Origin of the sequence: Nonomuraea sp. NPDC049309 (assembly GCF_043196965.1) — a bacterium.
Classification (GTDB): Bacteria; Actinomycetota; Actinomycetes; order Streptosporangiales; family Streptosporangiaceae; genus Nonomuraea; species Nonomuraea fastidiosa.
Window position 1 is genome coordinate 307,469 of the sequence record NZ_JBICSH010000006.1, and the last position, 21,119, is coordinate 328,587.

Consider the following 21,119-nt stretch of genomic DNA (forward strand, 5'->3'; position numbering starts at 1 on the left):
AGATGTTCAGCGCTGGCGGTGCGGGATCAGAGCTGGTGAGCCGCCGCCACCAGGCCCTCGGCCGTCGGCGTGTCCGTGACGAGCTGGTTGAAGTAGCCGCCCCGCGCCCCGGCCACGATCGACAGCACCTTCTCCGCGCCCACCGCGACCGCGATCGCGTGCGGGATGCGCCGCAGGTCCTCCTGCTTGGCGGCGACCAGCCGCTCGCTGCCCGGGTACGTCACCGGCGCGCCGTCGCGGTCGTAGATCCGCATGCACACGTCGCCCACCGCCTGGCGCAGGCTCTCGGCGTCGCGCGGCATGAGCGAGGGCACCATCTGCCGCATCAGCGGCGCCGAACCGACGCCCACCAGCGCGCACTTGGCCCGGCCCCACAGGTCCGTCACCCGGCGCACCGACGGCTCGTGCTGCAGCGAGGAGAACAGCTCGGGCCCGGGCAGCGCGGGCGCGTACAGGTAGGCGGGCACGCCACCGAGGCGTTCCGCCAGGATGCGGGTGGTCTCGTTGGTCTGGAACCAGGGCTGCGGCTCCTCCTGGCCGCCCACCGCCGGGGCGACGGTGACGCCGGGGTAACGGCCGAGGTCCTCGCGGGCGCACTGGTAGACCGTGGTGCCGGAGGAGACCAGCACGACGTCGCCCGACTCCAGCCCGGCGCCGGCCAGCGCGCGGGCCACACCGGGGGCCAGCCACGGGCCCGGCGCCGGGCCGCTGACCTTCGGCACCAGGTGGACGCGGTCGAGACCGAGCAGCTCGGCCACCTCGGCGGCCAGCGGGCCGTCGCCCAGCGAAGCGGGGCGGTGCACCCGGATCTCGACGATGCCCTGCCTGCGCGCCTCGGTGAGCAGGCGGCTCACGGTGGCCCTGCTCACGCCGAGCCGCTTGGCGATGTCGCCCTGGGTGGCGTCTTCGAGGTAGTACTGCCGGGCCGCGGCGTACATCAGCTCCTGGGGAAACCTGGCCTGCGTCTCGGGGGCGACGTCGGCGGCATTCATGCGCGCGCTCCTGGATGGACTGTGAACAGATTTGCAGAACTGATGCGCAACCAACTATAGCCACGCGCCTTCCGCGCGCGCCGGAGTAAAGAGTGGCCGCCGACCAGGGTGCGTCGGAGGAGGGGTCGGCCGCTGATCAGGGTGCGTCGGAGGAGGGGCCGGCCGTCGATCAGGGTGTGCCGGTGGGGGTCAGTCGCTGATCAGGGTGTGGAGGAGGGGGCGGCCGCCGATCAGGGCGTCGCCGAGCGGGGTGCGGGCGTAGACGACGCTGCGGCCGGTGCGGGTGCCGGCGATCAGGCCCGCGCCGCGCAGCGCCGCCACGTGCTCGCCGGTCGTGCCCACGCTCTGCCCGAGCAGCGCGGCGAGCTGCGTGGTCGTCGCGGGCTCGGCCAGCTCGGCGAGTATGCGGGCCCGGCTGCGGCCGATGAGCGCCGCCAGCCTCTCGGGCGCCGGCCGCGCCTGGCCGTACGCGGCGATCCCCCTGGCCGGGTAGACCAGCGCGTACGGCCAGGGCTCCTCCAGGTACGCGCCCACGCCGTCCATGAACGCCGACGGCAGGAACAGCAGCCCCCTGCCGCCCAGCCGCCGCTCCTGCCCGCGCATGCTGCGCAGCTTCACCTCGATCCGCCCGCCGCGCCAGCGCACCTGCGGGCTGAGGTCGTCGAGCGCCGCCTGCCAGCCGTAGGCCGCGAGCCGCCCCGCCCGGTAGGCCACGTCCCGCTGCAGCACCGCGCGCAGCCGCGGCCAGTCGTGGACCAGGATCTCCGTCCACAGCGCCTCGTACGCCCGCGCGACCAGCGTCACCACGTCGGGCCCCAGCAGCAGCTCCCGCACCCGGCCGGGCACCGGGGGGCGCTCGGCCAGCACCCGCTCGATCTCCGCGTGCGCCCGTGACACCGGCGTGGCCCGCACGGCGGCGATCTCCGCCTCGAACGGCACGTCCACGGCCGTCGGCGGCGGCGCGATGAAGTCGACGTTCGATCCCATGTTGCCGGTGACCGCCATGGTGGCCCGCAGCGCCGGCAACTCGCGTTCGAGCCGCCGGTAGGTCTCGCGCCACCGCGCCGCCCACGGCTCGTGCGGGCCCGCCGGGTAGCGGCCCGCCAGCACCCATTGGGCGTGCATGGTCTCGATCAGCGGCGAGATGGCGAACCTGCTGGCCATGATGTCCTGCGGCACCACCTCGATCGTCACCACCTTTCGGTTATATCCGAAAAAGTCGCCCGAGCTCGGTGGCGGCCGGAGCATCGGGAACCGTGAAAAGCGCGACGTTCGGCGAGGTCTTCGCCGTCAAGGAGTTCCGCGTCCTGTTCGGCAGCTTCGCCCTGATGATCGGCGGCGACGTGATCAGGATGCTGGCGTTGTCCGTGCTCGTCTACGCGCGGACCGGCTCCGCCGGGCTGTCGGCGGCGGCGTACATGGCCGGGTGGCTGCCCTACATCGCGGGCGGGCTGTTTCTGATCTCGCTGGCCGACCGGCTGCCGCCGCGGGCGCTGATGATCGCAGGGGAGCTGGTCAGGGCCGTCACCTGCCTGCTGCTCGCCTACGCCGGGCTGCCGGTCTGGGCGATGCTGGCGCTGGTGCTGGCCACCGGGCTGTTCTCGCCCGTCTTCTTCGCGGCGCGGGCGGCGATGCTGCCCGAGGTGCTGCCCGGCGACGCGTTCGTGCTCGGGCGCTCGCTGCTCAACATGGCCTCGGCGAGCGCGCAGGTCGCCGGGCTCGCGGCGGGCGGCGCCGTCCTCGCCGTCACCGGTCCCTCGGGGGCGCTCGCGATCACCGCCGCGCTGTCGGCGGCGGCGGCCGTGGTGCTGCGGCTCGGGCTGCCGCCCAGGGCGGCGCGGGGGAGCGGCGGGCCCGGCGCGATACGCCAGACGCTGCGGGTCAACCGCCGGCTACTCGCCGACCGGCACGTGCGCGGGCTGCTGCTGGCCGGATGGCTGCCGTGCGTGTGCCTGGCGGGGGCCGAGGCCATGGTGGTGCCGTACCTCGGCGGGCAGGGGCAGGCCGGGACGGTGCTCGCGGCGGCGGCCCTGGGCATGGCGGCGGGGGAGTTCGCCGTGGGACGCTTCGCGGCGCCCGCGCTGCGGGAGCGGCTGTCGTTCCCGCTGGCACTGCTGCTCGGCGTGCCGTGGACGGGCTTCGCGCTCGGGCCCGGCATCGGGTGGGCGGCGGTGCTCGCGGCGCTCGGCGCCGCAGGGCTGTCGTACCAGCTCGGGCTGCAGCGGCGGTTCGTGGAGGCGGTGCCCGAGGAGGCGCGCGGGCAGGCGTTCGGGCTGCAGTCGGCCGGGCTGATGACGGGGCAGGCGGCCGGCGCGGCGCTGATCGGCGCGCTCGGGGAGGTGATCGCGCCGGGCTACGCCATGGCCGCGTCCGGGCTGGCCGGCGTGGTGGTCGCGGTCGCGCTCGCGGGCGTGCTGCGCCCCCGGGCCGCCCCCGTCCACGCGTGAACGCGCCGGGCCCGCTGTCTGGGGGAGCGCGCCTTCAGGACCCCGGGGCGGCTCGTCCTCAGGGCCCGGCCGGCGGCAGCTCGCCCGAGCCGCGCACGATGAGGCGCACCGGCAGCTCCACGTGCTCGGAGCGGCCGGTGTCCCCGCCCAGGCGGCGGAAGAGCAGCTCGGCCGAGACCCGCCCCATCCACGCCGGGTCCTGCGCCACCACCGTCACCCCGGGGTCGAGCAGGTCGGCCAGCTCGAAGTCGTCGAACCCGACCAGCGCGATCCGCCGCCGCTCCAGCGCCCGCAGCGTCGTCACCGTGTAGCGGCCGTTACCGGTGAACAGCGCGGTCGGCGGGTCGTCGAGGGCGAACATCCGCCGCAGGTCCGTACGGATCGCCTCCAGCGATGGCGGCCGCATGGCGACCAGCCGCTCGTCGTACAGGCCGCCCAGCTCGTCCCGGTATCCGCGCAGCCGCTCGGCGGCGGTGAAGATGGCCGGATCGTCGCCGAGGAAGGCGATCCTGCGGTGCCCGTGCGCCATGAGGTGGCGTACGGCCAGCCGCGCACCACCCGCGTTGTCGGCCAGCACGGTGTCCACGTCGAGCCCCGCGCCCGGCGGCCGGTCGGCGAAGACCACCGGCGTCCCCGCCTCCAGCTCGGGCCGCAGGTAGGTGTGGTCCTCACCGGCCGGCACCACGATCAGCCCGTCCACGCGCCGCGCGCAGAACGTCTCGACCAGCTCCCGCTCCCTGCCGGGCTCCTCGCCGGACGAGCCGCTGAGCAGCAGGCAGCCGTGCTCGATCACGACGTCCTCGACCGCCCGGCTCAGCCCCGAGTAGAACGGGTCGGCCACGTCCTCGATGACCAGCCCGATCGTGGCTGTCCTGCCCCTGCGCAGCACGCGCGCGCTCTCGTTGCGGCTGTAGCCGAGCCGCTCGATCGCCGCACGCACGCGCGCGGCGGTGGCCGGGTGGACGCCGGGCTCGCCGTTCACGACGCGCGAAACGGTCTTGAGCGCGACGCCGGCCGCCGAGGCGACGTCCTTCATCGTCGGTCTCACGCCTGGATCATTTCCTACTCGGGAGGGGCGGACAACGCTGTCAAGCGGGTGTGCCAGAGTGGTCGTCTATGTCGTGGAGATCTGCCGTGCTCGTGGCCGGGTTCGCCCTGGCCGCGCTCAACCTCCGCCCGGCCATCGCGGGCGTCTCCCCGCTGCTCGACGAGATAATGGGCGACGTGGGCCTGAGCCCGGCCGGCGGCGGTGCGATCACCACCGTCATGGTCGTCTGCCTGGGCGTGTTCGGGCCGGTCACGCCGCTGCTCGCCCGCCGCGTCGGGCTCGACCGCACGCTGCTCGCCGGCCTGCTCGTGATCGCCGCGGGCGTCGCCGTACGCGGGCTCGACGGCGCGCCCCTGCTCTACATCGGCTCCGCCCTGGCCGCCACCGCCATCGCGGTCATGAACGTCTCCATGCCGGGCGTCGTCAAGCAGCACTTCCCGGACCGCGTCAACCTCATGACCGGCGTCTACGTCTCGTGCGTGGTCGCCGGCGCCGCGCTCGCCTCTGCGCTGGTGGTCCCCGTCGAGCACGCCACCGGCGCCGACTGGCGCGGCGTCACGGCGCTGCTCGCCGTGCCCGCGCTGCTCGCGGCGCTGCTCTGGCTGCCGCAGGCGCTGCGCGGCGGGCCGCAGCAGGCGGGCCCCGACGGCCCGCGCCCGTTCGGCGCCGTGCTGCGCAGCCGCGTCACCTGGTACGTCACCGCGCTGATGGGGCTGCAATCGCTCACCTTCTACGTCATGCTGGCCTGGCTCCCCACCATCTTCCTCGAAGCGGGGACGCCCGCCGACCAGGCCGGCTACCTGCTCAGCCTGACCAACGCGGTCCAGGTCGGCACCTCGCTCGCGGTGCCCGTGCTGGCCGGGCGGCGCGCCTCGCAGGTGCCGTACGTGGTGGGCGCGTGCCTGCTGACCGTCTTCGGCTACCTCGGCATGCTGCTCGCCCCCACGACGCTGCCGTGGGTGTGGATGATCGTGCTGGGCATCGGGCAGGGGGCCTCGTTCGCGCTGGCACTGCTGATCATCGCGCTGCGCCCCGCCGACCCCGCGGCCGTGACCGCGTTGTCGGCGGTCGCCCAGTCCGTCGGCTACGTCGTCGCGGCGCTCGGCCCGATGCTGTTCGGCCTTCTCAGGGAGATCTCCGGCGGCTGGACGGTGCCGCTCACGGCCGGGCTCGGCGCCCTGGGGGTGCAGCTCGTGGCCGGTTGGCTGGCCGGCCGCCCTGCCAGGTTGGAAAGAGCCCGATGACCGGCGACGGAGGGGCCCGCGTGCTGACCGACACGCTCCGGCGGCTGGCGGATGAGCGCGGCGGGGTGCTCGGCGTGGTGCCCGGCCTCGTCATCGACCCCGGCGACGGCTCCTGGACCCCGGTGACCGAGCTGGTGCGGGAGCCGTACACGCTGCTGACCGAGCTGGTGGACGAGACCGCCGCGCGCTGGAACGCCCCGAGGCACGTCGGCGCGGCGCTGTTCTGGAAGACCTACGGATACTGGCACGCGCTGCCGCTGGCGCTCGGGTGGGCGCTCGGCGGGCGGGTGCCGGTCATGCCGTTCGAGGCCACGTACTTCCAGGTCTCCCCGGCCGGGGTGACGCTGGGCGCCTCCCGCGTGCGGTGGGACACCGGCGTCGCCGCCGTCCGCGGCGCGCTGGAGGAGTCGCAGCGCCCGCTGGTCGAGGCGATCAACGCGCTGACCAAGGTGGGCGAGCGCACGCTGTGGGGCTCCACGGCGGAGGCGTTCGCCCACCCGCTGACCACGATCGTGCCCGGCGACTACATGGAGCTGCTGCGCCTGATCGGGCCGCCGCTCGACGGGCTGATCGAGCCCGCCGGCGACGGCTACTTCCGCAGGACCTGCTGCCTGTGGATCACCCTGCCCGGCGTGGAGCCCTGCGGAAGCTGCTGCGTGCTCAGGCCCGCCGCGGGGTCGGGCGGAGGCTCAGGCGACTGACCCGACCGGCTGCGCCTCGGGCACGGCCTCTTGAGCGGCCGCAGGCTCGTCGATGGGGCGCAGCTCGTCGGCGTAGCTCACCGAGACGCGGCGCATGACGCCCGTGCCGTCGATCGAGTACTGGCCGAGCCGCCACAGCGGCGGCGAGTACGCGTGGATGGACACGCTCTGGTCCGTGGCGCCCGTCAGCCGGTGGATGTGGTCGGGACCGAACGAGAACGACTGCCCCTCCGTCACCACCGTCTCCAGGTGCTCGCCGCCGATGCGCGGGTTGCACTCGCGCAGCGCGCCCTGCACCACGCGTACCGCCCCTGAGGAGATGTCGTGGTCGTGCCAGCCCGTGTCGTCCTCGGGACGCCAGCACAGCACCCAGACGTCCACGTACGCGTCGCGGTAGAGGGAGGCGTAGTGGCGCCCGCCGTCGGCGGGGAAGTCCACGTGGTGGCGCCACTCCTCCGGGTGGGCCGCCAGCTCGTCCACCAGGTCGCGCAGCTCGCGCCGGTCGAGGGTGCGCTCGGGGAGCCTGGAGCAGGTGCCCCCGTCCTGGATCTGGTCAGTGCTCACGTACGAGTCTCCTTTCCGTTCAGTAGACGACGGGGGTTGACCACCCGGATGGCGTGGCCCGCGGCCGCGCCGAGCCCGGGATCGGGTGCGGTGGCGTAGGGGGCGTCGGATCCGTTGACCACGACGTCGATGCCGAGCTCGCGGACGATCGCGTCGATCGCGCGCGGGCCGTAGGAGGAGGTCTCCACGAAGAAGTCGCGGTCGACCAGGCCGCGCCCGCCGCCGCCCCTGGTGATGAGGCGCTCGGAGTGCAGCGGCGCGAGGCCGGCGAGCAGCGCGAAGCAGACCCGCAGCCGGGGATGCCTGGGCCGGACGACGGCGTGGAAGTAGTGCCACGCCTGGTGCATCTGCTGGACGTACGGCACCAGCGCGGGCCACCACGGCGGCGTGCCCGGGGTGAGCGCGGCCGGCCCGGGGTGCACGAACAGCGGCAGGTCCCTGTCGGTCAGGACCTCGAGCAGCCGGTCGTCGGGGTCGGCGGTGGCGGGGATCTGCAGGCCCGCGAAGCCGCGGTCGAGATCCTTGGCCAGGCGCTCGGGGTCGATCTCGCTGTGGCAGGTGGCCGCCCACGCGCCGTACGGCTCGCCCAGCGCGAGCGCGCCGTCGTGGTAGGCGTCGATCAGCGGCCAGGCGTCCTCGGGCGGCAGGAACTCGATGCCGAGCGGGCTCGACAGCGACACCAGCGCGAGCTCCAGGCCGGTCGTGTCGCGCCCTTCGTGATCGGCGGGGTTCACCTCGTACGGCGGCTCGCCGTCGAGGATCAGCGTCCAGCCGTCGAGGTACGGCGGACGGGTTCTGGCGCGCAGCGCGGCGACGAATACGGGCGTCCACAAGTGCTGGTGCACGTCGATCGTCATGCCGTCGCTCCCTCCTTCCCCGCTATTTCCTACTCACAATACATGTAAACCGGCCTGCCTGCGCAAGGGCCAGCGTGAACCGTTTCAGTGATGCGGTTCAGTGAAACGCTTCACGAAGGTCATGTCAACGGACGTTTCGGTCCTTAAACCGACAAGCTGTGACGGGAAAGCGGCTCTTGTCGGTCTCACGCAATAGGCTGGCTGGATGCCTCGGAAGAGAGCCACGATCCGTGAGGTGGCACGGGCCACGGGCCTGTCGCCGGCGGCCGTCTCCTACGCACTGCGCGGCCTTCAGGTGTCGGAGGAGACCATGGAGCGGGTCCGCGCCGCCGCCGCCGAGCTCGGCTACGAGGCCGACCCCATCGCCAGGGCGCTCGCCAGCGGCCGCACCGGCATGATCGGCCTGCTCTGCGGCTCGCTCGAAGACCTGTGGCAGCAGTCGCTCGCCGTCGGCATCAGCAGGGGCCTGCGGAAAAAAGACCGCTACGCCCTCATCCTCGACGCGGTCGGCGACCCGGCCCGCGAGCGCGTCCTCGCCCAGCAGCTCCGCGACCAGCGCGTCGACGGCATGATCGTGCAGCCCATCGATCCCGCCGCGGCGTTCTGGCCCGAGCTGTGCGAGTCGGTGCCGGTGGTCGCGATCGGCGACTCCATCACCGGTACGGCCGGCGAGGTGGTCTTCGACAACCGCAGCGGCGTCACGCTCGCCCTCGAGCACCTCCACGAGCTCGGCCACCGCCGCATCGCCGTGCTCACGCCCACCCGGCCGAGCACCCCCGACCGGCCCGCCGACGTCCACGTCACGGCCGAGGCCGAGCGCCTGCGGCTCGACATCGAGCTGACCACCGCGCCCCACGACCTGGCCGGCGCCACCCGGGTCGCCCTGCGGGTGCTGTCGGGCGAGCAGCCGAGCGCCGTGTTCTGCTTCAGCGACTCGATCGCGTACGGCGTCTACGCGGCGGCGGCCGAGCTGGGCCTGTCGATCCCCGGCGACGTGTCCGTCATGGGCTACGACGACCACCCGATGTCGGGGCTGCTCAGCCCGGGGCTCACCACGGTCGACTGGGACATCGACGGCATCGTCAGGGCCGCCGTGCGGCTCGTCACGGCGGCGGCCGACGGCGGCGCGCGCAGGCGGCGGGTCGTGCAGAAGCCGACACTGCGCGAACGCGGCTCGGTGGCCCGCCGCTCCGGGGCCTGACGGGGCGACGCCCGGGCGGTCATGTCGCCGGGCGCGGTCTCAGCCCGGAGCGACGCGGGTGAGGGCCTGGCGGGAGGCCTCCAGGTCGGCCGTGAGCGGGCGGTCGGGCGCGGGGGCGTCGAGCGCACGGGCCGCCGCCGTACGCTCGCAGGCCAGCACGATCTCCAGCGGCTCCAGGCAGCGCAGCGTGTGGCGGGCCGCCTGGGTGGCGAAGCCGGCGTGGTCCTCCGCGCCCCGCGAGAGCACCGCCGTGCCCGTGGTCACCGGCGCCGCGAGGTGACGCAGCTCGGCGACCGCGTCCTGGGCGACGTACTCCAGGATCAGCATGCCGGAGGCGCCGGGACGGTCGGCGAGGAAGGGCAGGCGGCCGGTGTAGGCCGGGTCCATGAGCGTGGCCAGGCGGGCGGCGCTGAGCTGGGCGGTCTGGACGAGCGCGGGCCGCAGCGCGTCCAGCGCCAGCGCCACGGGCGCCGAGTGGAAGTTGCCGTTGTGCCAGGCTAGGCCGTCGGCGAAGAGCGGGTTCTCGGCCGAGGCGTTGAGGTCGGTCTCGATCGCGGTGACCGCACGGCCGAGCGCGTCCACGGCCGCGCCGTGCACCTGGGCGAAGGCGCGGAAGCCGTACGGGTCCTGGACGCGGGTGCTGGGCTCGTGCGAGACGAGCCCGCGCAGCGCCGCCGCCACCGCCGCCTGGCCGGGATGCGGGCGCGCCTCGTGCACGACGGCGGCCAGCGGCTCGGCGGAGGCGTCCACGGCGGCGAACGACATGGCGGCCACCTCGGCCGCGGCATCCAAGAGCCGGCGCAGCCGGTGCACCGCGATGGCGGCGTCGGCCAGCGTGGCCGCGCCCGAGCTGATGAACGGCAGCGCGTCGCTGGAGGCGAGCCGGAAGCGCGGCTCGGGCGCCGTCACTCCGGGCGCGCGGTTCCAGGGCAGCTCGCCGAGCAGGCAGAGCGCCGTCGTGGACAGCGCGGTCAGATCGCCGGTGCCGATCGCCCCGTACGTGCGCAGCGGCGGCGTGAAACCGTGGTTGATCGCGTACGCCAGCGCCTCGCACACGCCCGGGTCGATGCCCGAGCCGCCCGCGAGGAGCTGGTTGAGCCGGACCACGAGCATCGCCCTGGCCCTTTCCGGCTCGACGGGCGGTCCCGCACCACAGGCGTGGCTGCGCAGCAGGTCGAGTCCGCCGCCCTCGAGGAGCACGTCCCGGTTCGCGCCCACTCCTGTGCTCCTGCCGTACACCGGGCGGCCGGTCAGCGCCTGGGCGGTCGCCCACGCGGCCCGGGCCCGATCGAGGGAGACGATCGAGACCCGGGCCCCTTCACAGGCGGCCTCGTGCACTCGCGCGCACGTCAGGCCGGAACCGTCGAGCTCCATGGATGGTGCGTGTCTAGTCGCCGTCGGGGATGAACGCGCTGAGCAGCCAGCTCACCACGCTGATGATGATCGCGCCCCAGAAGGCGGCCGGGTAGAAGTTGTCCACGTGGAAGGGGATGCCGAGCTCACCTGCGATCCAGCTCGTCAGCAGCAGCATCGCCGCGTTGATGACGAGCAGGAACAGGCCCAGCGTGAGCACGATGATGGCGCAGCCGAGCGCTTTCACGATCGGCTTGACGATGGCGTTGACGAGACCGAAGATCAACGCCACCAGCACCAGGACACCCCAGTACTTGGCCGAGTTCGTGGGGGCGTCGACCTCGATGCCGTCGAGCAACTGGATGGCCACCCACAGCGCCACTGCCGCTGCGAGCGTTCTGATGATGAATCTCACGCTGGTTGATCCTCCCACTTGAGATCAGCGGTCGATAGGGGCGCCGCCAGAACGATTCCCGTCGATCACTCTCCGTAGTCTCGGTTATCGGTGGACATCGGGGGGAAGAGGCGTGCAGGGGAGGAACCGACATGGACGCGAACGGGCTCGAGTCGTTGCCGGCCGCCGAGTTGCACGACCGGGCGGTGCGCTACGCCGTACGCCACGGGGACCTGGGGTTCCTATGGGAGTTGCTGAAAGTGATCCCGGCCGCGGAGGCCGCCACCGGTCACCACGACGAGAGCGCCAACGACCTCAGCAGGGTCTCGGCGCTGCTGAGCGACGCTCTCGTGGCGGGCGAGGGCAAGCTGGGCGAGGCGCTGCGCCCGATCTATCTCGACTACCTGCGTAAGCATCCCGACGCCTGAGCGAACATGACTCGCGCATCCGGCCGACGCCTGCGTGCCGGCCCGCGCGCACCGGAGCCCGCCTGCGTGCCGGCTCGCGTGCATCGGAGCCCGCCTGCGTCCCGGCCCACGCGCACCGGAGCACGCGTGTAGGTGGCCACGGTCGTGGAGAGGCCGGTGCGTCAGCCGGCCAGGCGGGTGCGGCGGTCGTCGTAGACCGCGAAGCCGGGCGTGGCCAGCTCCTGGCCGTCGTGCAGCACGATCAGCGTCTCGTAGGAGCCCTTCGCGGCCAGCTCGCTCGCGAAGCGGCGGGCCTGGATCGGGCCCATGGCGTACATGGCCGTCGCGTACGCGTCGGCCATCCCCAGGTCGGGGCCGATGACGGTGACCGATCCGAGCGTGTCGCGGACCTCCCCGGTGTGCGGGTCGAGCACGCGGGACCCGCCGGAGGTGGCGATGCCGAGGTCGTGCGCGAGCACGGTGCGGCGGATCTTGCCGGTACGCGGGTCGGGCACGGGCACCCGCCAGCGCCTGCCGGGGGCGTGGGAGCCGCGCACGCGCACATCGTTTCCGGCCGTGATGCGGTGATCGCCCGCGCCCGCCTGCAGCAGCGCGCGGGACAGGCGCTCCAGCGCCCAGCCCTTGACGTAGCCGGAGGGGTCGGTGACGCCGTTGATGCGGGCGTCGAACCAGCCGCCGGTGGCCTCGCTCAGCTCGTCGCAGCGGTGCAGGACCTCGATCAGCTCGGGGACCTGCTTGAGCGTCAGGCCGCGGTTGAGCCGGGTGATCTGGCTGTCCTCCTTGGAGGGGCTGAAGGTGTCCTCGACCCAGCGCAGCCAGGCGAAGGCGTCGTCCATGAGCGGGGTCAGCTCGCGCGCCGGCAGCGGCGTGCGGATCTCGATGGTGACCGGCCGGCCCATGAAGGTCTCGGTGCGGCTGCTGCCCGGGAAGGACGCCGCCGCGGTCTGTGTCGGGGGAGCCGTGGCGGCCTTGGCGATATGAGAGGTCATCGCGGACTCGGCGATGGAAGTCGTCACGGACTGGAAACGATCAGAAATCGTCATGTTGCCTCCTTGTCCGCCGTCCACGCTGTCAGATCGCTCGTATGGTAAGCCTAAACCTTGAGGTCAGAACTGAAATGGATCTGTGACCTCGGCACGGCCAGGCGCGACAGCGCCCCACCTACATAACGCTGAAAGCGCCGTGGACCTGCCACCACCACCTCGCGTTCGGCGATGTCGGGAATCTCACGTCCGAGCCCGGACGCGCTCACCCGCTCCTTGGCGCGCGGGTCGTGCTCGGCGCCCTCCACGAGGATGACGCGGTAGCGGGCCTGCAGCTCGCGCAGCTCGTCGGTGACGCGCTCGGTGCGGTAGACGGCGACGGTGCCCGGCTCGCCTGCCAGCCGCTCGCGCAGCGTCCTGGGGTCGAGCCCGGTCGCGATCAGCAGGGACGGTCTGGAGTCCCGGGGCGTGCGGTGGCTCAGCACGGCCATCACGGCCGCGGCCGCGTACAGCAGGAGCGAGCACGCCCGGCCGACGCCGCCGGCCGAGGCCGCCGGGCTGAACTGGTGCGCCACCAGCAGCGCCCCGGCGAGATAGCCGCCGAGCCGCAGGCGCTGCCTGGCCTCCTCGGTGCGGAGGTACGCGGCGGCCTTGACGGTGACGAAGCCGAGGGCGACGAGCAGCGCCGCCGCGGCGTAGGCGGAAGGAGTCCATGCGGAGCCGGATCCCGGCTGGATCGCCCCTGACTCGGCGATCGCGACGCCGCTCCAGAAGAGGATCGGCCCCCGTTGAGCATTCGCCTCGCTAGCCATATCTCCACCTTGCGGGCGGAACATGAAAGCCGTCTGAGTAGGTTCTAGAAACATGGCTAACGTGCGTGTGGAGCGGACTGAAGACGGCGGATTCCGGGCGACGAACGCCCGCGGCGCCGAGGTGGCGATCGGCGGCGGCGACCAGGAGGGGGTGTTCACCCCGGTCGAGCTGCTGCTGGCGGCGGTCGGCGGGTGCAATATCGTCACCGTCGAGCCGCTCACCGCCCAGCGGGGTCACCGGCTGGTGCGCCTGGCGATGACCGTCGAGTCGGAGAAGATCGAGTCCCACAAGCTGGGGACGGTCACGGTGACGTACGACGTCGAGGTGCCGTCGGAGGAGGCCGGCGAGGTGTTCGAGGCGGTCGCCCACCGGGTGCACGAGAAGTACTGCACGGTGAGCCGGTCGCTGCAAGACGGTACGGAGGTCCGGTTGGAGCTTCCGTAGTTGGGATTAAACAGATATTCGACCCCGTTATGACGCGACCGTTGCATTCGTCTCGGTAGCGTAGTAGCAGGTCAGGAGCACTGGCGACTGACCGAGGACCTTCACCGATGCGGACGCGGAGGGGGACCGCGAGCCGCAAGTGCGGGACCGCCGGCGTTTTGGGGGAAGACGCCGGCCTGGACCGCCGCCGATCGGGCCGGGCAGATTTGGGGGAACTGCCCGGCCCGATCCATGTCCGCCCCCAGGATGCCCGCACCTCGCCCCATGCCTTTGCTTTCCGCGGCCGGATGCCCGCTGGATCCCCGGCCGGGCTATCGATCACCCAGTCTCGATCCCGTCCGTCACCGGGTGCGGACCGATGCGTATCCTCCGGTGCGTGAAGAAAGTTCTCATTGACTGCGATCCGGGGATAGACGACGCGCTCGCCCTGGCGCTGGCCGCCGGCTCGTCGGACGAGATCGACCTCGTGGGCATCACCACCGTCGGCGGCAACGTGGACCTGGAGTTCACCACCGCCAACGCGCTGGCGCTGCGCGAGTTCCTGCGGATGGGCGACGTGCCGGTCACCCCGGGCAGCGCGGGCGCGCTGCTGCGCCGCACGGTCCGGGCCACCGACGTGCACGGGCCCACCGGGCTCGGAGACGTCGTGCTGCCCGCCCCCACGCGGGGACCCGCCGAGGGGCACGCGGTCGACTTCATCGTGGAGACACTGCGGGCCGCGCCCGGCGAGATCACGCTCGTCGCGGTGGGGCCGCTGACGAACATCGCGCTCGCCGTACGCCGCGAGCCGCGCATCGTCGAGTGGGCCCGCGACTTCGTCATCATGGGCGGTTCCTTCACACGCGGCAACCACAACCCGGCCGCCGAGTTCAACATGCTCGCCGACCCCGAGGCCGCCGCGATCGCCTTCGAGGCCGGGTGGACGGTCAAGATGCTGGGCCTCGACGTGACGCTGACCGCCGCCGTGACCTCGCCGGTGCTGGAGCGCATGCGGCCGCTCGGGCGGCTGTCGGAGCTGCTGGTGCCCGCCGCGCAGTACTACGGCATGGTGACGGCCGAGGGCGGGCCCGCGATCCACGACGCCTGCGCGGTCGCGTACGTGCTGCGGCCGTCGCTGTTCACCTGCGTGCCCGCCGTGGTGAACGTGGAGACCGCAGGGCGGTACACCAGGGGCATGACCGTCACGGACTTCCGCGTCGCAGGCCGCCAGGCCAACGCCCTCGTCGCGACGTCGATGGACGTGCCGGCGTTCTGGGATCTGGTGCTCGGGGCGTACGAGAAGCTGGCGGCCCGCCTGGCGTGACCGTGTCGTGAGGGGGCCGCCAGGGACCGGGTGAGGCCGGATGCGTGCGGGCGGCGCGGGCACTGCCTCAGGGCTGATAGAGTTAACCCCGTTGCGCCGCTAGCTCAGTTGGTCAGAGCAGCTGACTCTTAATCAGCGGGTCCGGGGTTCGAGTCCCTGGCGGCGCACCACAGCGAAAACCCCAGCTCGGGATGACCGGGCTGGGGTTTTCGGCGTTCACGGCACTGTACGGCCCAGTCGGTGGGCGCATCGCCTCTTCACGTGGCGGGCGGGGCGTCGCCGGCTCGTGGAGCGGCCGGGGGTGCGCACGGCCAGGGCGTGACCTGGCGCACCCGCTCGTGACGGCCGGTCAGGCGGGGCGTTCGTCGACGACGCCCGCGCCCACGCCGGTGGTGAAGACGCCGCCGCAGCAGCCCTGCGACGTCCGCCCGCCGCGATCTGCCGGCCCCGGTCAAGGTGAAGACGCCGCCGCAGGAGCCCTGCGACCGCCCTGAGCGGCCGGGCTCCAGACGGACCCACTCGCCGGCCACGCCTGGGTCATGCCGCAGGCCACCACGGCGCGGACAGCGCGGTCGCTGCAGAACGCGACGCCGAGGGTGACGGCGATGCCTAGCGGTAGTAACCCTCGACGGGGACTCGGGCCTCGTCGTACAGGGCCGGGCCGGTGCTGGGCGGGTCGGTGAAGGCGCTGCCGGGCGGCTTGAGGCCGTCGAGCTGCTCGCCGGACAGCGCGTACACGACCCGGCCGAGCCCCGAGCGGGCGATGGCGCCCGCGCACATGCCGCACGGCTGGCAGCTGGTGAACATGGTGGTGGCCGCCGCCGTGTCCGGGTCGAGCTCGCGGGCCGCCCAGCGGGCCAGCTTCAGCTCGGGGTGCGCGGTGATGTCGCGGTCGGTGAGCGAGCTGTTGCGCTCTTCGGCCAGGATCGTGCCGTCCGGGCCGGCGAGCAGCGAGCCGAACGGCGGGTTACCGCCGGCCCGCGCCTCGGCGGCCAGCTCGATCGCGCGGCGCAGCAGCCGCTCCTCGTCAGGTGTCACGGTCACCGCTCCTCCTCGTTGTCGGGATCCTCGCAGCCTCTCACACGGCAACCCGCACTCCGCCACCCAATAAAGGGCATTCCCTGTCATTAAGGGCGCATCGCCGTGCGGTAAAGGCGCGTCAGGAAAGCGCGGCCCGCCAACACGTCAAGGAGGGTGTGGCTGGTCTGGGGCGTGGCCGGTCCGGGAGGGGGTGGCGGGGCGACGCGTTCAGGAGGGTGTGGCTGGTCGAGGGCGTGGCAGGTCCGAGAGAGCGTGGCGGGGCAATGCGTCAAGGAGGGTGTGGCGCGGCAACGGAGGATGTGGACGATCGAAGAGGGAGCGGCGCCGTCACGTCTCCTGGAGGCGGCGGATCATGGCCTGCTTGGCCGCCGCGAACTCCTCATCCGTCAGCACCCCTGACTGGTGCAGCCGGCCCAGCTCGGCCAGGCGGCGCAGCACCGCGTCGTGCACGTCGTCGGCGGGCGGCGCGGACAGCGGCTGGGGCTCGGGCACGTTGCGCGGCAGGCGCGCGAGCACGGCGGCGGCCACCAGGGCGGTGGTGCCGCCGTACCGCTGCACGCCCCACGACACGCAGCGCGGGTCCTTGTCCGGCGCCAGGCCGGGCCCGCCGCCCTTGAGGCGGAAGCGCAGGCTGCCATAGCCCATGCCGGACTGCGGCTTCCACTCCACTCCCGTCACGTCGGCCAGCGGGAACTCCTGCGGGCCCAGCTTCTCCTTGTCGCTGCTGGCCCAGCCGGTCCACTCCAGGCGGATGCGCTCGCCGTCGAAGGTGACCGTGCCGTCGCCGGCGGTGGCGGAGATGGGCACGTCGGGGACGCGGACGAGGTAGTGCTCGCAGGGACCGCTGGGCGTCTGGAAGACCCGCAGCGTGTCGCGGACCTCGTCGGCGAAGTATTCGGCCGCGCCCGTGCGGCCCTTGGGCACGGCCAGCCGGTACGGGTCGGCGGGCGGCGACAGCGCCCCCGCGACCACGTCGTAGAGCGCGTCGGCGCCCTTGCGCAGCCGTAACCTCAGGTGGCCGCCCTTGCGTCCAGGCTCGAACGACACCCCCGCGATGCCTTCGAGCGGAACGTCGATGTCGCCGATGGCTCTGCGCAGCTCATCGATGCCCTTATCGCTCCCAGGGACGATACGCAGCGTTTCCCCATCAAACGTCCACGACCCGTCGGGCACCGCGATCTCGGCCATATTCTCAGCCTAGGACACGCGCGCGGCGCGATCACAGACGAGGGAGCGCGATGGAGATCTTCACGAGCTGGCCGTCGTGGGCGCACGCGGAAGGCCCGCTGGCCGCGGCGCTTCCGGCGCAGACCGTGGACGCCCTGCGTGACGCGGTCGCCTTCGCCAGGCGCAGGCACGGCGTGCAGCAGCGGCCGACGGGGCGGCCGTACCTGGAGCATCTTCTCGAGGCGCTGGAGGTCGCGGTGCGCGGCGCCGGGCTGCGCGACAGGGACGTGCTGGTCGCGATCGTGCTGCACGACGTCCTGGAGGACACGCCCTGCACCGAGGCGGAGGTCGTGCGCCGGTTCGGGCCCGAGGTGGGCGCGCTGGTGCGCTGGGTGACCAGGCCGCCGGGCGGATCGAAGGCCGACCACCTGGCCTCGCTGGTGAAAGCGCCGCCCAAGGCGGTGCTGGTGAAGCTGGCCGACCGGGTGAGCAACGTCCAGGAGCTGCAGCGCATGCCGTGGCGGTTCCAGCGGCGCTACTACCTGGAGACGGTGGCGTACATCATGCCGCTGGCCGGGGCGCATCCGTGGTTCGCGACGTGGTTCGCCGAGTGGCGCGAGCGCTGGCGGCGCGTCGAACGCTGGCCGGCCTAGCAGCCTCCCAGCCTCGCCCGCGACGCCGGCCTGACGGCCCGAGCGGACACGGGGTCCCTCACATGCGGGTCCCTCACATGCGGGCCCCTCACATGATGAGCGGGCCCCCGCGCAGGAGGCCCGCCCGGCGCGTGCGCGTCACGCCTCGGCGTGCGCCGCCCGCTCGTTCGGGACGCAGTGGGTCATCTTCAGGCCCTCGACGTCGCGCGAGCCGTTCCTGCCGAGCTTGGCCAGCCGGTCGCGGTCCTCGTCGGTGAGGTCCTGGCTCTGCAGCGGCTCCAGGTGCGCGACGTCGTCCGGCGTGATGCCGAGACCCTCACCGACGCGCAGGCCGAGCTCGTCCTCGGCGAGCAGGAAGTGCCAGACCATGCGCTCCTGGATGGGCCGGTCGCACTCCTGCAGGTTGGTGACGAGGTTGTGGACGAGGTCGTCGCGCTCCCACTCCTCCATGAGCAGGTACCGCTGTCCCGCCTGCTTGTAGTCGTTGGTGCGCGGGATGCGCTTGCGGGTGAGCCGCCCGGTGATGACCGGGCCGACCTCGTCGGGGTGCGGATAGTGCGCCTCGCGCAGCCCGCCGCGCAGCGACGGCTCGTAGTTGATGTGCGGGTCCTCGCCGCCGGTGTCGACGAAGTACGTCATCTGGCCGTCGCGCTGGTTGGTCCTGCACTCCGCCTTGGTCTGGTTGACCGGGAGCTGCAGGTAGTTGGGCCCGACGCGGTAGCGCTGGGTGTCGCTGTAGGAGAACGTGCGGCCGATGAGCATCTTGTCGTCGGAGAAGTCGAGCCCGTCGACCAGCACGCCGGTGCCGAACGCGGACTGCTCGTTCTCGGCGAACTGGTTCTGCACGTTGCGGTTGAGCACCAGCCGGCCGACCGGCAGCGCGGGGAACTCGTTCTCCGGCCAGGTCTTGGTGTCGTCGAGCGGGTCGAAGTCCAGCTCGGGATGCTCGTCGTCGGTCATGATCTGCACGCGCAGCTCCCACTCGGGGAACTCGCCGCGCTCGATGGCGTCGTGCAGGTCCTTGGTGGCGTGGCCCAGGTCGTGCGCCTGCACGGCGGCGGCGTCGGCCTGGGTCATGCTGCGCACGCCCTGCTTGGGGATCCAGTGGTACTTCACCAGCCGGGTCTCGCCCTGCGCGTTGACCCACTTGTACGTGTTCACGCCGAAGCCCTGCATGTGCCGGTAGTCGGCGGGGATGCCGCGCGGGCTGAACAGGTTGACGAGCATGTGCATGCTCTCCGGCGTCTGCGACATGAAGTCGAAGATCCGGTTCGGGTCCTGGCGGAACGTGACGGGGTCCGGCTTGAGCGAGTGGATCACGTCGGGGAACTTGATGGCGTCCCTGATGAAGAAGACGGCGAGGTTGTTGCCGACGAGGTCCCAGTTGCCGTCCTCGGTGTAGAACTTGACGGCGAAGCCGCGCGGGTCGCGGGCCGTCTCCGCGGAGTCGCGCCCGCCGATCACGGTGGAGAACCGTACGGCCACGTCGGTGCGCTTGCCCTCTTCCTGGAAGAGCTTGGCCCTGGTGTAGCGGGCGATCGGCTCGTCGCCGAGCTTGCCGTACGACTCGAAGTAGCCGTAGCTGAGCGTGCCCCTGGCGTGCACGACCCGCTCGGGGATGCGTTCGCGGTCGAAGTGGCTGATCTTCTCCAGGAACTGGTAGTTCTCCAGCGTCGCCGGACCGCGCGGGCCGATCGTCCGCTGGTTCTGGTTGTCATAGACCGGGTGCCCCTGCCGGTTGGTGAGGATGGGGCGCTGGTCATCCGGTCGCGAGCCCTGGCCCGAAACGTCGGTCATCGTACCGATTCCTTCCCCCTTGCGTACGTCCACCCGCCTGCCCGCGAGGCTGGGACGGAAACGGGGGCGTCCGGTTACGGGCGGCGGCTGCCGGGCGGTACCACCTGGAGCGCCGTCTCCAGCGCGGTGGCTTCCTCGGGCGTGAGGCGCTCGAGGAAGTGGACCAGCGTGGCGGCCTGGTTGCCGCTGGCCGCCAGCGCGTGGCGCATCAGCTCGGCGGTGTAGGCCTCTTTGGTGGAGACGGGCTCGTACACGTAGGCCCGCCCGACCGGCTCGCGCCTGAGCAGGCCCTTGGTGTGCAGCTTGTCCATGACGGTCATGACCGTCGTGTACGCGATCTCCCGCTCCTTGCGGAGGTCTTCGAGCACGTCGCGGACGGATGCGGGCCTGCGGTAGGACCACATCCTGTCCATGATCGTGGCTTCGAGCTCTCCCAGGGGGCGTTTCATGCCCCACATGTTAAAGCGTGGTCAGCGACGGACCTCGCCGCGTCGGAACCTCGGTCAGCGGCTCACGCCGTCGGCCGGCCGCCGCAGCAGGTCGAGGTCGGAGCGCCGGGGCAGGCTCTCCCAGTCGCCCTGCGAGGTGACCGCGAACGCCCCCGCCGCGCACGCCGTGGCCAGCCGGTCGGCGGGCTCGGCGCCGGCCAGCCAGTCGGCCAGCCACCCGGCGGCGAACGCGTCGCCCGCGCCCACGGAGTCGACCTCGGTCACCTGGTACGGCTCCGCCCGCAGCACCGTGCCGCCGGACAGCTCCATCGCGCCCTCAGCGCCGAACTTGATCAGCACGTGCCGCGGGCCCCGCCTGGCCAGCTCGGCGGCCAGCTTCTCGGGGTCCGCGACGTCGGCGATCAGCCGGCCCTCGGCCTCCGTGGCGAACAGCACGTCCACCTCGCCGATGACCTCGCGCAGCCAGGCGCCGGCCTGCTCGGGGCTCCACAGCGCCTTGCGGTAGTTGACGTCCAGCGAGATCGGCACGCCCGCGTCCTTGGCCACGGCCATCGCGTGGTGCACGGCCTCGCGGGCCGACGCCGACAGCGCGGGCGTGATCGCGGAGACGTGCAGGATCCTCGCCGACCTGATGAGCTCGGGGTCGAGGTCGGCGGCGGACAGCCGCGAGCCCGCGCTGTCCTTGCGGTAGTAGCGAACGTCGATGAGATCGGCCGTGCGCCGGCCTTTGATCATCAGCCCGGTGGGCGCGCCGGGGTCGGCGATGGCCCGCACGTCGACGCCCTCGCCGGCGAGCGTGAACCTGATCAGGTCGCCGAACTCGTCGGCCCCGACCCGCCCGACCCAGGTCGCCCCGTGGCCGAGCCGGGACACGCCGATCGCGACGTTGGACTCCGCGCCGCCCAGGCCGAGGTCGAAGTCGCGGGCGAAGCGCAGCGGCCCCGTGCGCCGCGCCGCGAACAACGCCATGGTCTCGCCGAAGGTCACCAGCTCAGTCATCGGATCGTGCCACCCAGCCCTTCCTCGAACCAGCGCCGGCTCCCGGCGGCCCGGCCGGTCCCGCGGCGGCGCGTCCCCCACACCCTAGCGGGGCGCTCCCGCGCCGCCGCCAGGGCCTGGAGGTCCGCCGGAGCTCCGCGGAAGGACGGCCGGAGCTCCGGCGGAAGGACGGCCCGCGCGCGCCCAGGGCGGCGGCACCTCGAAGGGTCAGCGGCTGTGCAGGCCGCCGACGGCCCGCGCG

Annotated in this window: 22 protein-coding genes and 1 tRNA gene; 9 read left to right on the forward strand and 14 right to left on the reverse strand. The window is 72.8% G+C overall.

The genetic code is table 11. The annotated features are described in order from the left end of the window. Positions 1–26 precede the first annotated feature (26 nt). Both ACGFIM_RS33050 and ACGFIM_RS33055 read right to left on the reverse strand, forming a co-directional pair. A complete protein-coding gene (locus ACGFIM_RS33050; protein WP_393208522.1) occupies positions 27–992 on the reverse strand; it encodes a sugar-binding transcriptional regulator in 966 nt (321 codons plus the stop codon). 189 nt (positions 993–1,181) lie between these two features. Further along, complete coding sequence (locus tag ACGFIM_RS33055) at positions 1,182–2,189, reverse strand: helix-turn-helix domain-containing protein (RefSeq protein WP_393208525.1); 1,008 nt, start codon at positions 2,187–2,189, stop codon at positions 1,182–1,184. Positions 2,190–2,248: 59 nt separating this feature from the next. Between ACGFIM_RS33055 and ACGFIM_RS33060 the strand changes: the two genes are divergently transcribed. Continuing rightward, positions 2,249–3,439 (forward strand): MFS transporter, encoded by a 1,191-nt coding sequence (locus tag ACGFIM_RS33060; RefSeq protein ID WP_393208528.1) that lies wholly within the window; start codon positions 2,249–2,251, stop codon positions 3,437–3,439. A 58-nt stretch (positions 3,440–3,497) separates the two neighbouring features. Here the strand turns inward: ACGFIM_RS33060 and ACGFIM_RS33065 are convergent, their stop codons facing one another. Continuing rightward, positions 3,498–4,487 carry a LacI family DNA-binding transcriptional regulator gene (locus ACGFIM_RS33065; protein ID WP_393208531.1) on the reverse strand — a complete coding sequence of 330 codons (990 nt, stop codon included), beginning with the start codon at positions 4,485–4,487 and terminating at the stop codon, positions 3,498–3,500. A 68-nt stretch (positions 4,488–4,555) separates the two neighbouring features. Between ACGFIM_RS33065 and ACGFIM_RS33070 the strand changes: the two genes are divergently transcribed. Both ACGFIM_RS33070 and ACGFIM_RS33075 read left to right on the forward strand, forming a co-directional pair. Then, entirely contained in the window at positions 4,556–5,731 is a 1,176-nt protein-coding gene (locus ACGFIM_RS33070; protein ID WP_393208534.1) for a CynX/NimT family MFS transporter, read from the forward strand. Continuing rightward, complete coding sequence (locus ACGFIM_RS33075; RefSeq protein ID WP_393208537.1) at positions 5,728–6,432, forward strand: hypothetical protein; 705 nt, start codon at positions 5,728–5,730, stop codon at positions 6,430–6,432. Before ACGFIM_RS33070 ends, ACGFIM_RS33075 begins: the two co-directional genes overlap by 4 nt. On the opposite strand, the gene ACGFIM_RS33080 is transcribed toward ACGFIM_RS33075, so the two are convergent. Beyond that, complete coding sequence (locus ACGFIM_RS33080) at positions 6,421–6,996, reverse strand: cysteine dioxygenase (protein ID WP_393208540.1); 576 nt, start codon at positions 6,994–6,996, stop codon at positions 6,421–6,423. The two genes, ACGFIM_RS33075 and ACGFIM_RS33080, sit on opposite strands and share 12 nt — an antisense overlap. Beyond that, entirely contained in the window at positions 6,993–7,853 is an 861-nt protein-coding gene (locus ACGFIM_RS33085) for an amidohydrolase family protein (RefSeq protein ID WP_393208543.1), read from the reverse strand. The genes ACGFIM_RS33080 and ACGFIM_RS33085 overlap by 4 nt, the downstream gene beginning before the upstream one ends. Positions 7,854–8,088: 235 nt before the next feature. Between ACGFIM_RS33085 and ACGFIM_RS33090 the strand changes: the two genes are divergently transcribed. Continuing rightward, on the forward strand, positions 8,089–9,054 hold the full coding sequence (locus ACGFIM_RS33090) for a LacI family DNA-binding transcriptional regulator (protein WP_393208546.1): 966 nt from the start codon (positions 8,089–8,091) through the stop codon (positions 9,052–9,054). Between the two features lie 39 nt (positions 9,055–9,093). On the opposite strand, the gene ACGFIM_RS33095 is transcribed toward ACGFIM_RS33090, so the two are convergent. After that, entirely contained in the window at positions 9,094–10,428 is a 1,335-nt protein-coding gene (locus ACGFIM_RS33095) for an aromatic amino acid lyase (RefSeq protein ID WP_393208549.1), read from the reverse strand. A 13-nt stretch (positions 10,429–10,441) separates the two neighbouring features. Then, positions 10,442–10,822: a phage holin family protein gene (locus tag ACGFIM_RS33100; protein ID WP_393208552.1), complete on the reverse strand. Its 381-nt coding sequence runs from the start codon at positions 10,820–10,822 to the stop codon at positions 10,442–10,444. Positions 10,823–10,953: 131 nt separating this feature from the next. On the opposite strand from ACGFIM_RS33100, the gene ACGFIM_RS33105 reads away from it, so the two are divergent. Then, positions 10,954–11,229, forward strand: coding sequence for a hypothetical protein (locus ACGFIM_RS33105; RefSeq protein WP_393208555.1), 276 nt, complete (start codon positions 10,954–10,956; stop codon positions 11,227–11,229). Positions 11,230–11,390: 161 nt separating this feature from the next. Here the strand turns inward: ACGFIM_RS33105 and ACGFIM_RS33110 are convergent, their stop codons facing one another. Both ACGFIM_RS33110 and ACGFIM_RS33115 read right to left on the reverse strand, forming a co-directional pair. Beyond that, a complete protein-coding gene (locus tag ACGFIM_RS33110; RefSeq protein ID WP_393208558.1) occupies positions 11,391–12,272 on the reverse strand; it encodes an FAD:protein FMN transferase in 882 nt (293 codons plus the stop codon). Between the two features lie 50 nt (positions 12,273–12,322). Beyond that, positions 12,323–13,024, reverse strand: coding sequence for a hypothetical protein (locus tag ACGFIM_RS33115; protein WP_393208561.1), 702 nt, complete (start codon positions 13,022–13,024; stop codon positions 12,323–12,325). Between the two features lie 52 nt (positions 13,025–13,076). On the opposite strand from ACGFIM_RS33115, the gene ACGFIM_RS33120 reads away from it, so the two are divergent. The 3 genes from ACGFIM_RS33120 to ACGFIM_RS33130 all read left to right on the forward strand — a co-directional run bounded on the left by ACGFIM_RS33120 (position 13,077) and on the right by ACGFIM_RS33130 (position 14,942). Then, the gene (locus tag ACGFIM_RS33120; protein WP_393208564.1) at positions 13,077–13,469 is read left to right on the forward strand and encodes an OsmC family protein; all 393 of its coding nucleotides are present in this window, start codon (positions 13,077–13,079) and stop codon (positions 13,467–13,469) included. A gap of 376 nt (positions 13,470–13,845) precedes the next feature. Continuing rightward, the gene (locus ACGFIM_RS33125; RefSeq protein WP_393208567.1) at positions 13,846–14,772 is read left to right on the forward strand and encodes a nucleoside hydrolase; all 927 of its coding nucleotides are present in this window, start codon (positions 13,846–13,848) and stop codon (positions 14,770–14,772) included. A 93-nt stretch (positions 14,773–14,865) separates the two neighbouring features. Beyond that, positions 14,866–14,942: transfer RNA gene (locus tag ACGFIM_RS33130), tRNA-Lys, on the forward strand. Between the two features lie 439 nt (positions 14,943–15,381). On the opposite strand, the gene ACGFIM_RS33135 is transcribed toward ACGFIM_RS33130, so the two are convergent. Beyond that, on the reverse strand, positions 15,382–15,816 hold the full coding sequence (locus ACGFIM_RS33135; RefSeq protein WP_393208569.1) for a nucleoside deaminase: 435 nt from the start codon (positions 15,814–15,816) through the stop codon (positions 15,382–15,384). Between the two features lie 324 nt (positions 15,817–16,140). Continuing rightward, on the reverse strand, positions 16,141–17,001 hold the full coding sequence (locus ACGFIM_RS33140) for a DUF4429 domain-containing protein (RefSeq protein WP_393208572.1): 861 nt from the start codon (positions 16,999–17,001) through the stop codon (positions 16,141–16,143). A gap of 50 nt (positions 17,002–17,051) precedes the next feature. Between ACGFIM_RS33140 and ACGFIM_RS33145 the strand changes: the two genes are divergently transcribed. Next, complete coding sequence (locus tag ACGFIM_RS33145; protein WP_393208575.1) at positions 17,052–17,633, forward strand: HD domain-containing protein; 582 nt, start codon at positions 17,052–17,054, stop codon at positions 17,631–17,633. 138 nt (positions 17,634–17,771) lie between these two features. On the opposite strand, the gene ACGFIM_RS33150 is transcribed toward ACGFIM_RS33145, so the two are convergent. The 3 genes from ACGFIM_RS33150 to ACGFIM_RS33160 form a co-directional block, all read right to left on the reverse strand. After that, positions 17,772–19,430, reverse strand: coding sequence for a catalase (locus tag ACGFIM_RS33150; RefSeq protein WP_393208578.1), 1,659 nt, complete (start codon positions 19,428–19,430; stop codon positions 17,772–17,774). 74 nt (positions 19,431–19,504) lie between these two features. Next, on the reverse strand, positions 19,505–19,879 hold the full coding sequence (locus tag ACGFIM_RS33155) for a BlaI/MecI/CopY family transcriptional regulator (protein ID WP_393208581.1): 375 nt from the start codon (positions 19,877–19,879) through the stop codon (positions 19,505–19,507). A gap of 54 nt (positions 19,880–19,933) precedes the next feature. Further along, the gene (locus ACGFIM_RS33160) at positions 19,934–20,878 is read right to left on the reverse strand and encodes a sugar kinase (RefSeq protein ID WP_393208584.1); all 945 of its coding nucleotides are present in this window, start codon (positions 20,876–20,878) and stop codon (positions 19,934–19,936) included. Between the last annotated feature and the right edge of the window lie 241 nt (positions 20,879–21,119).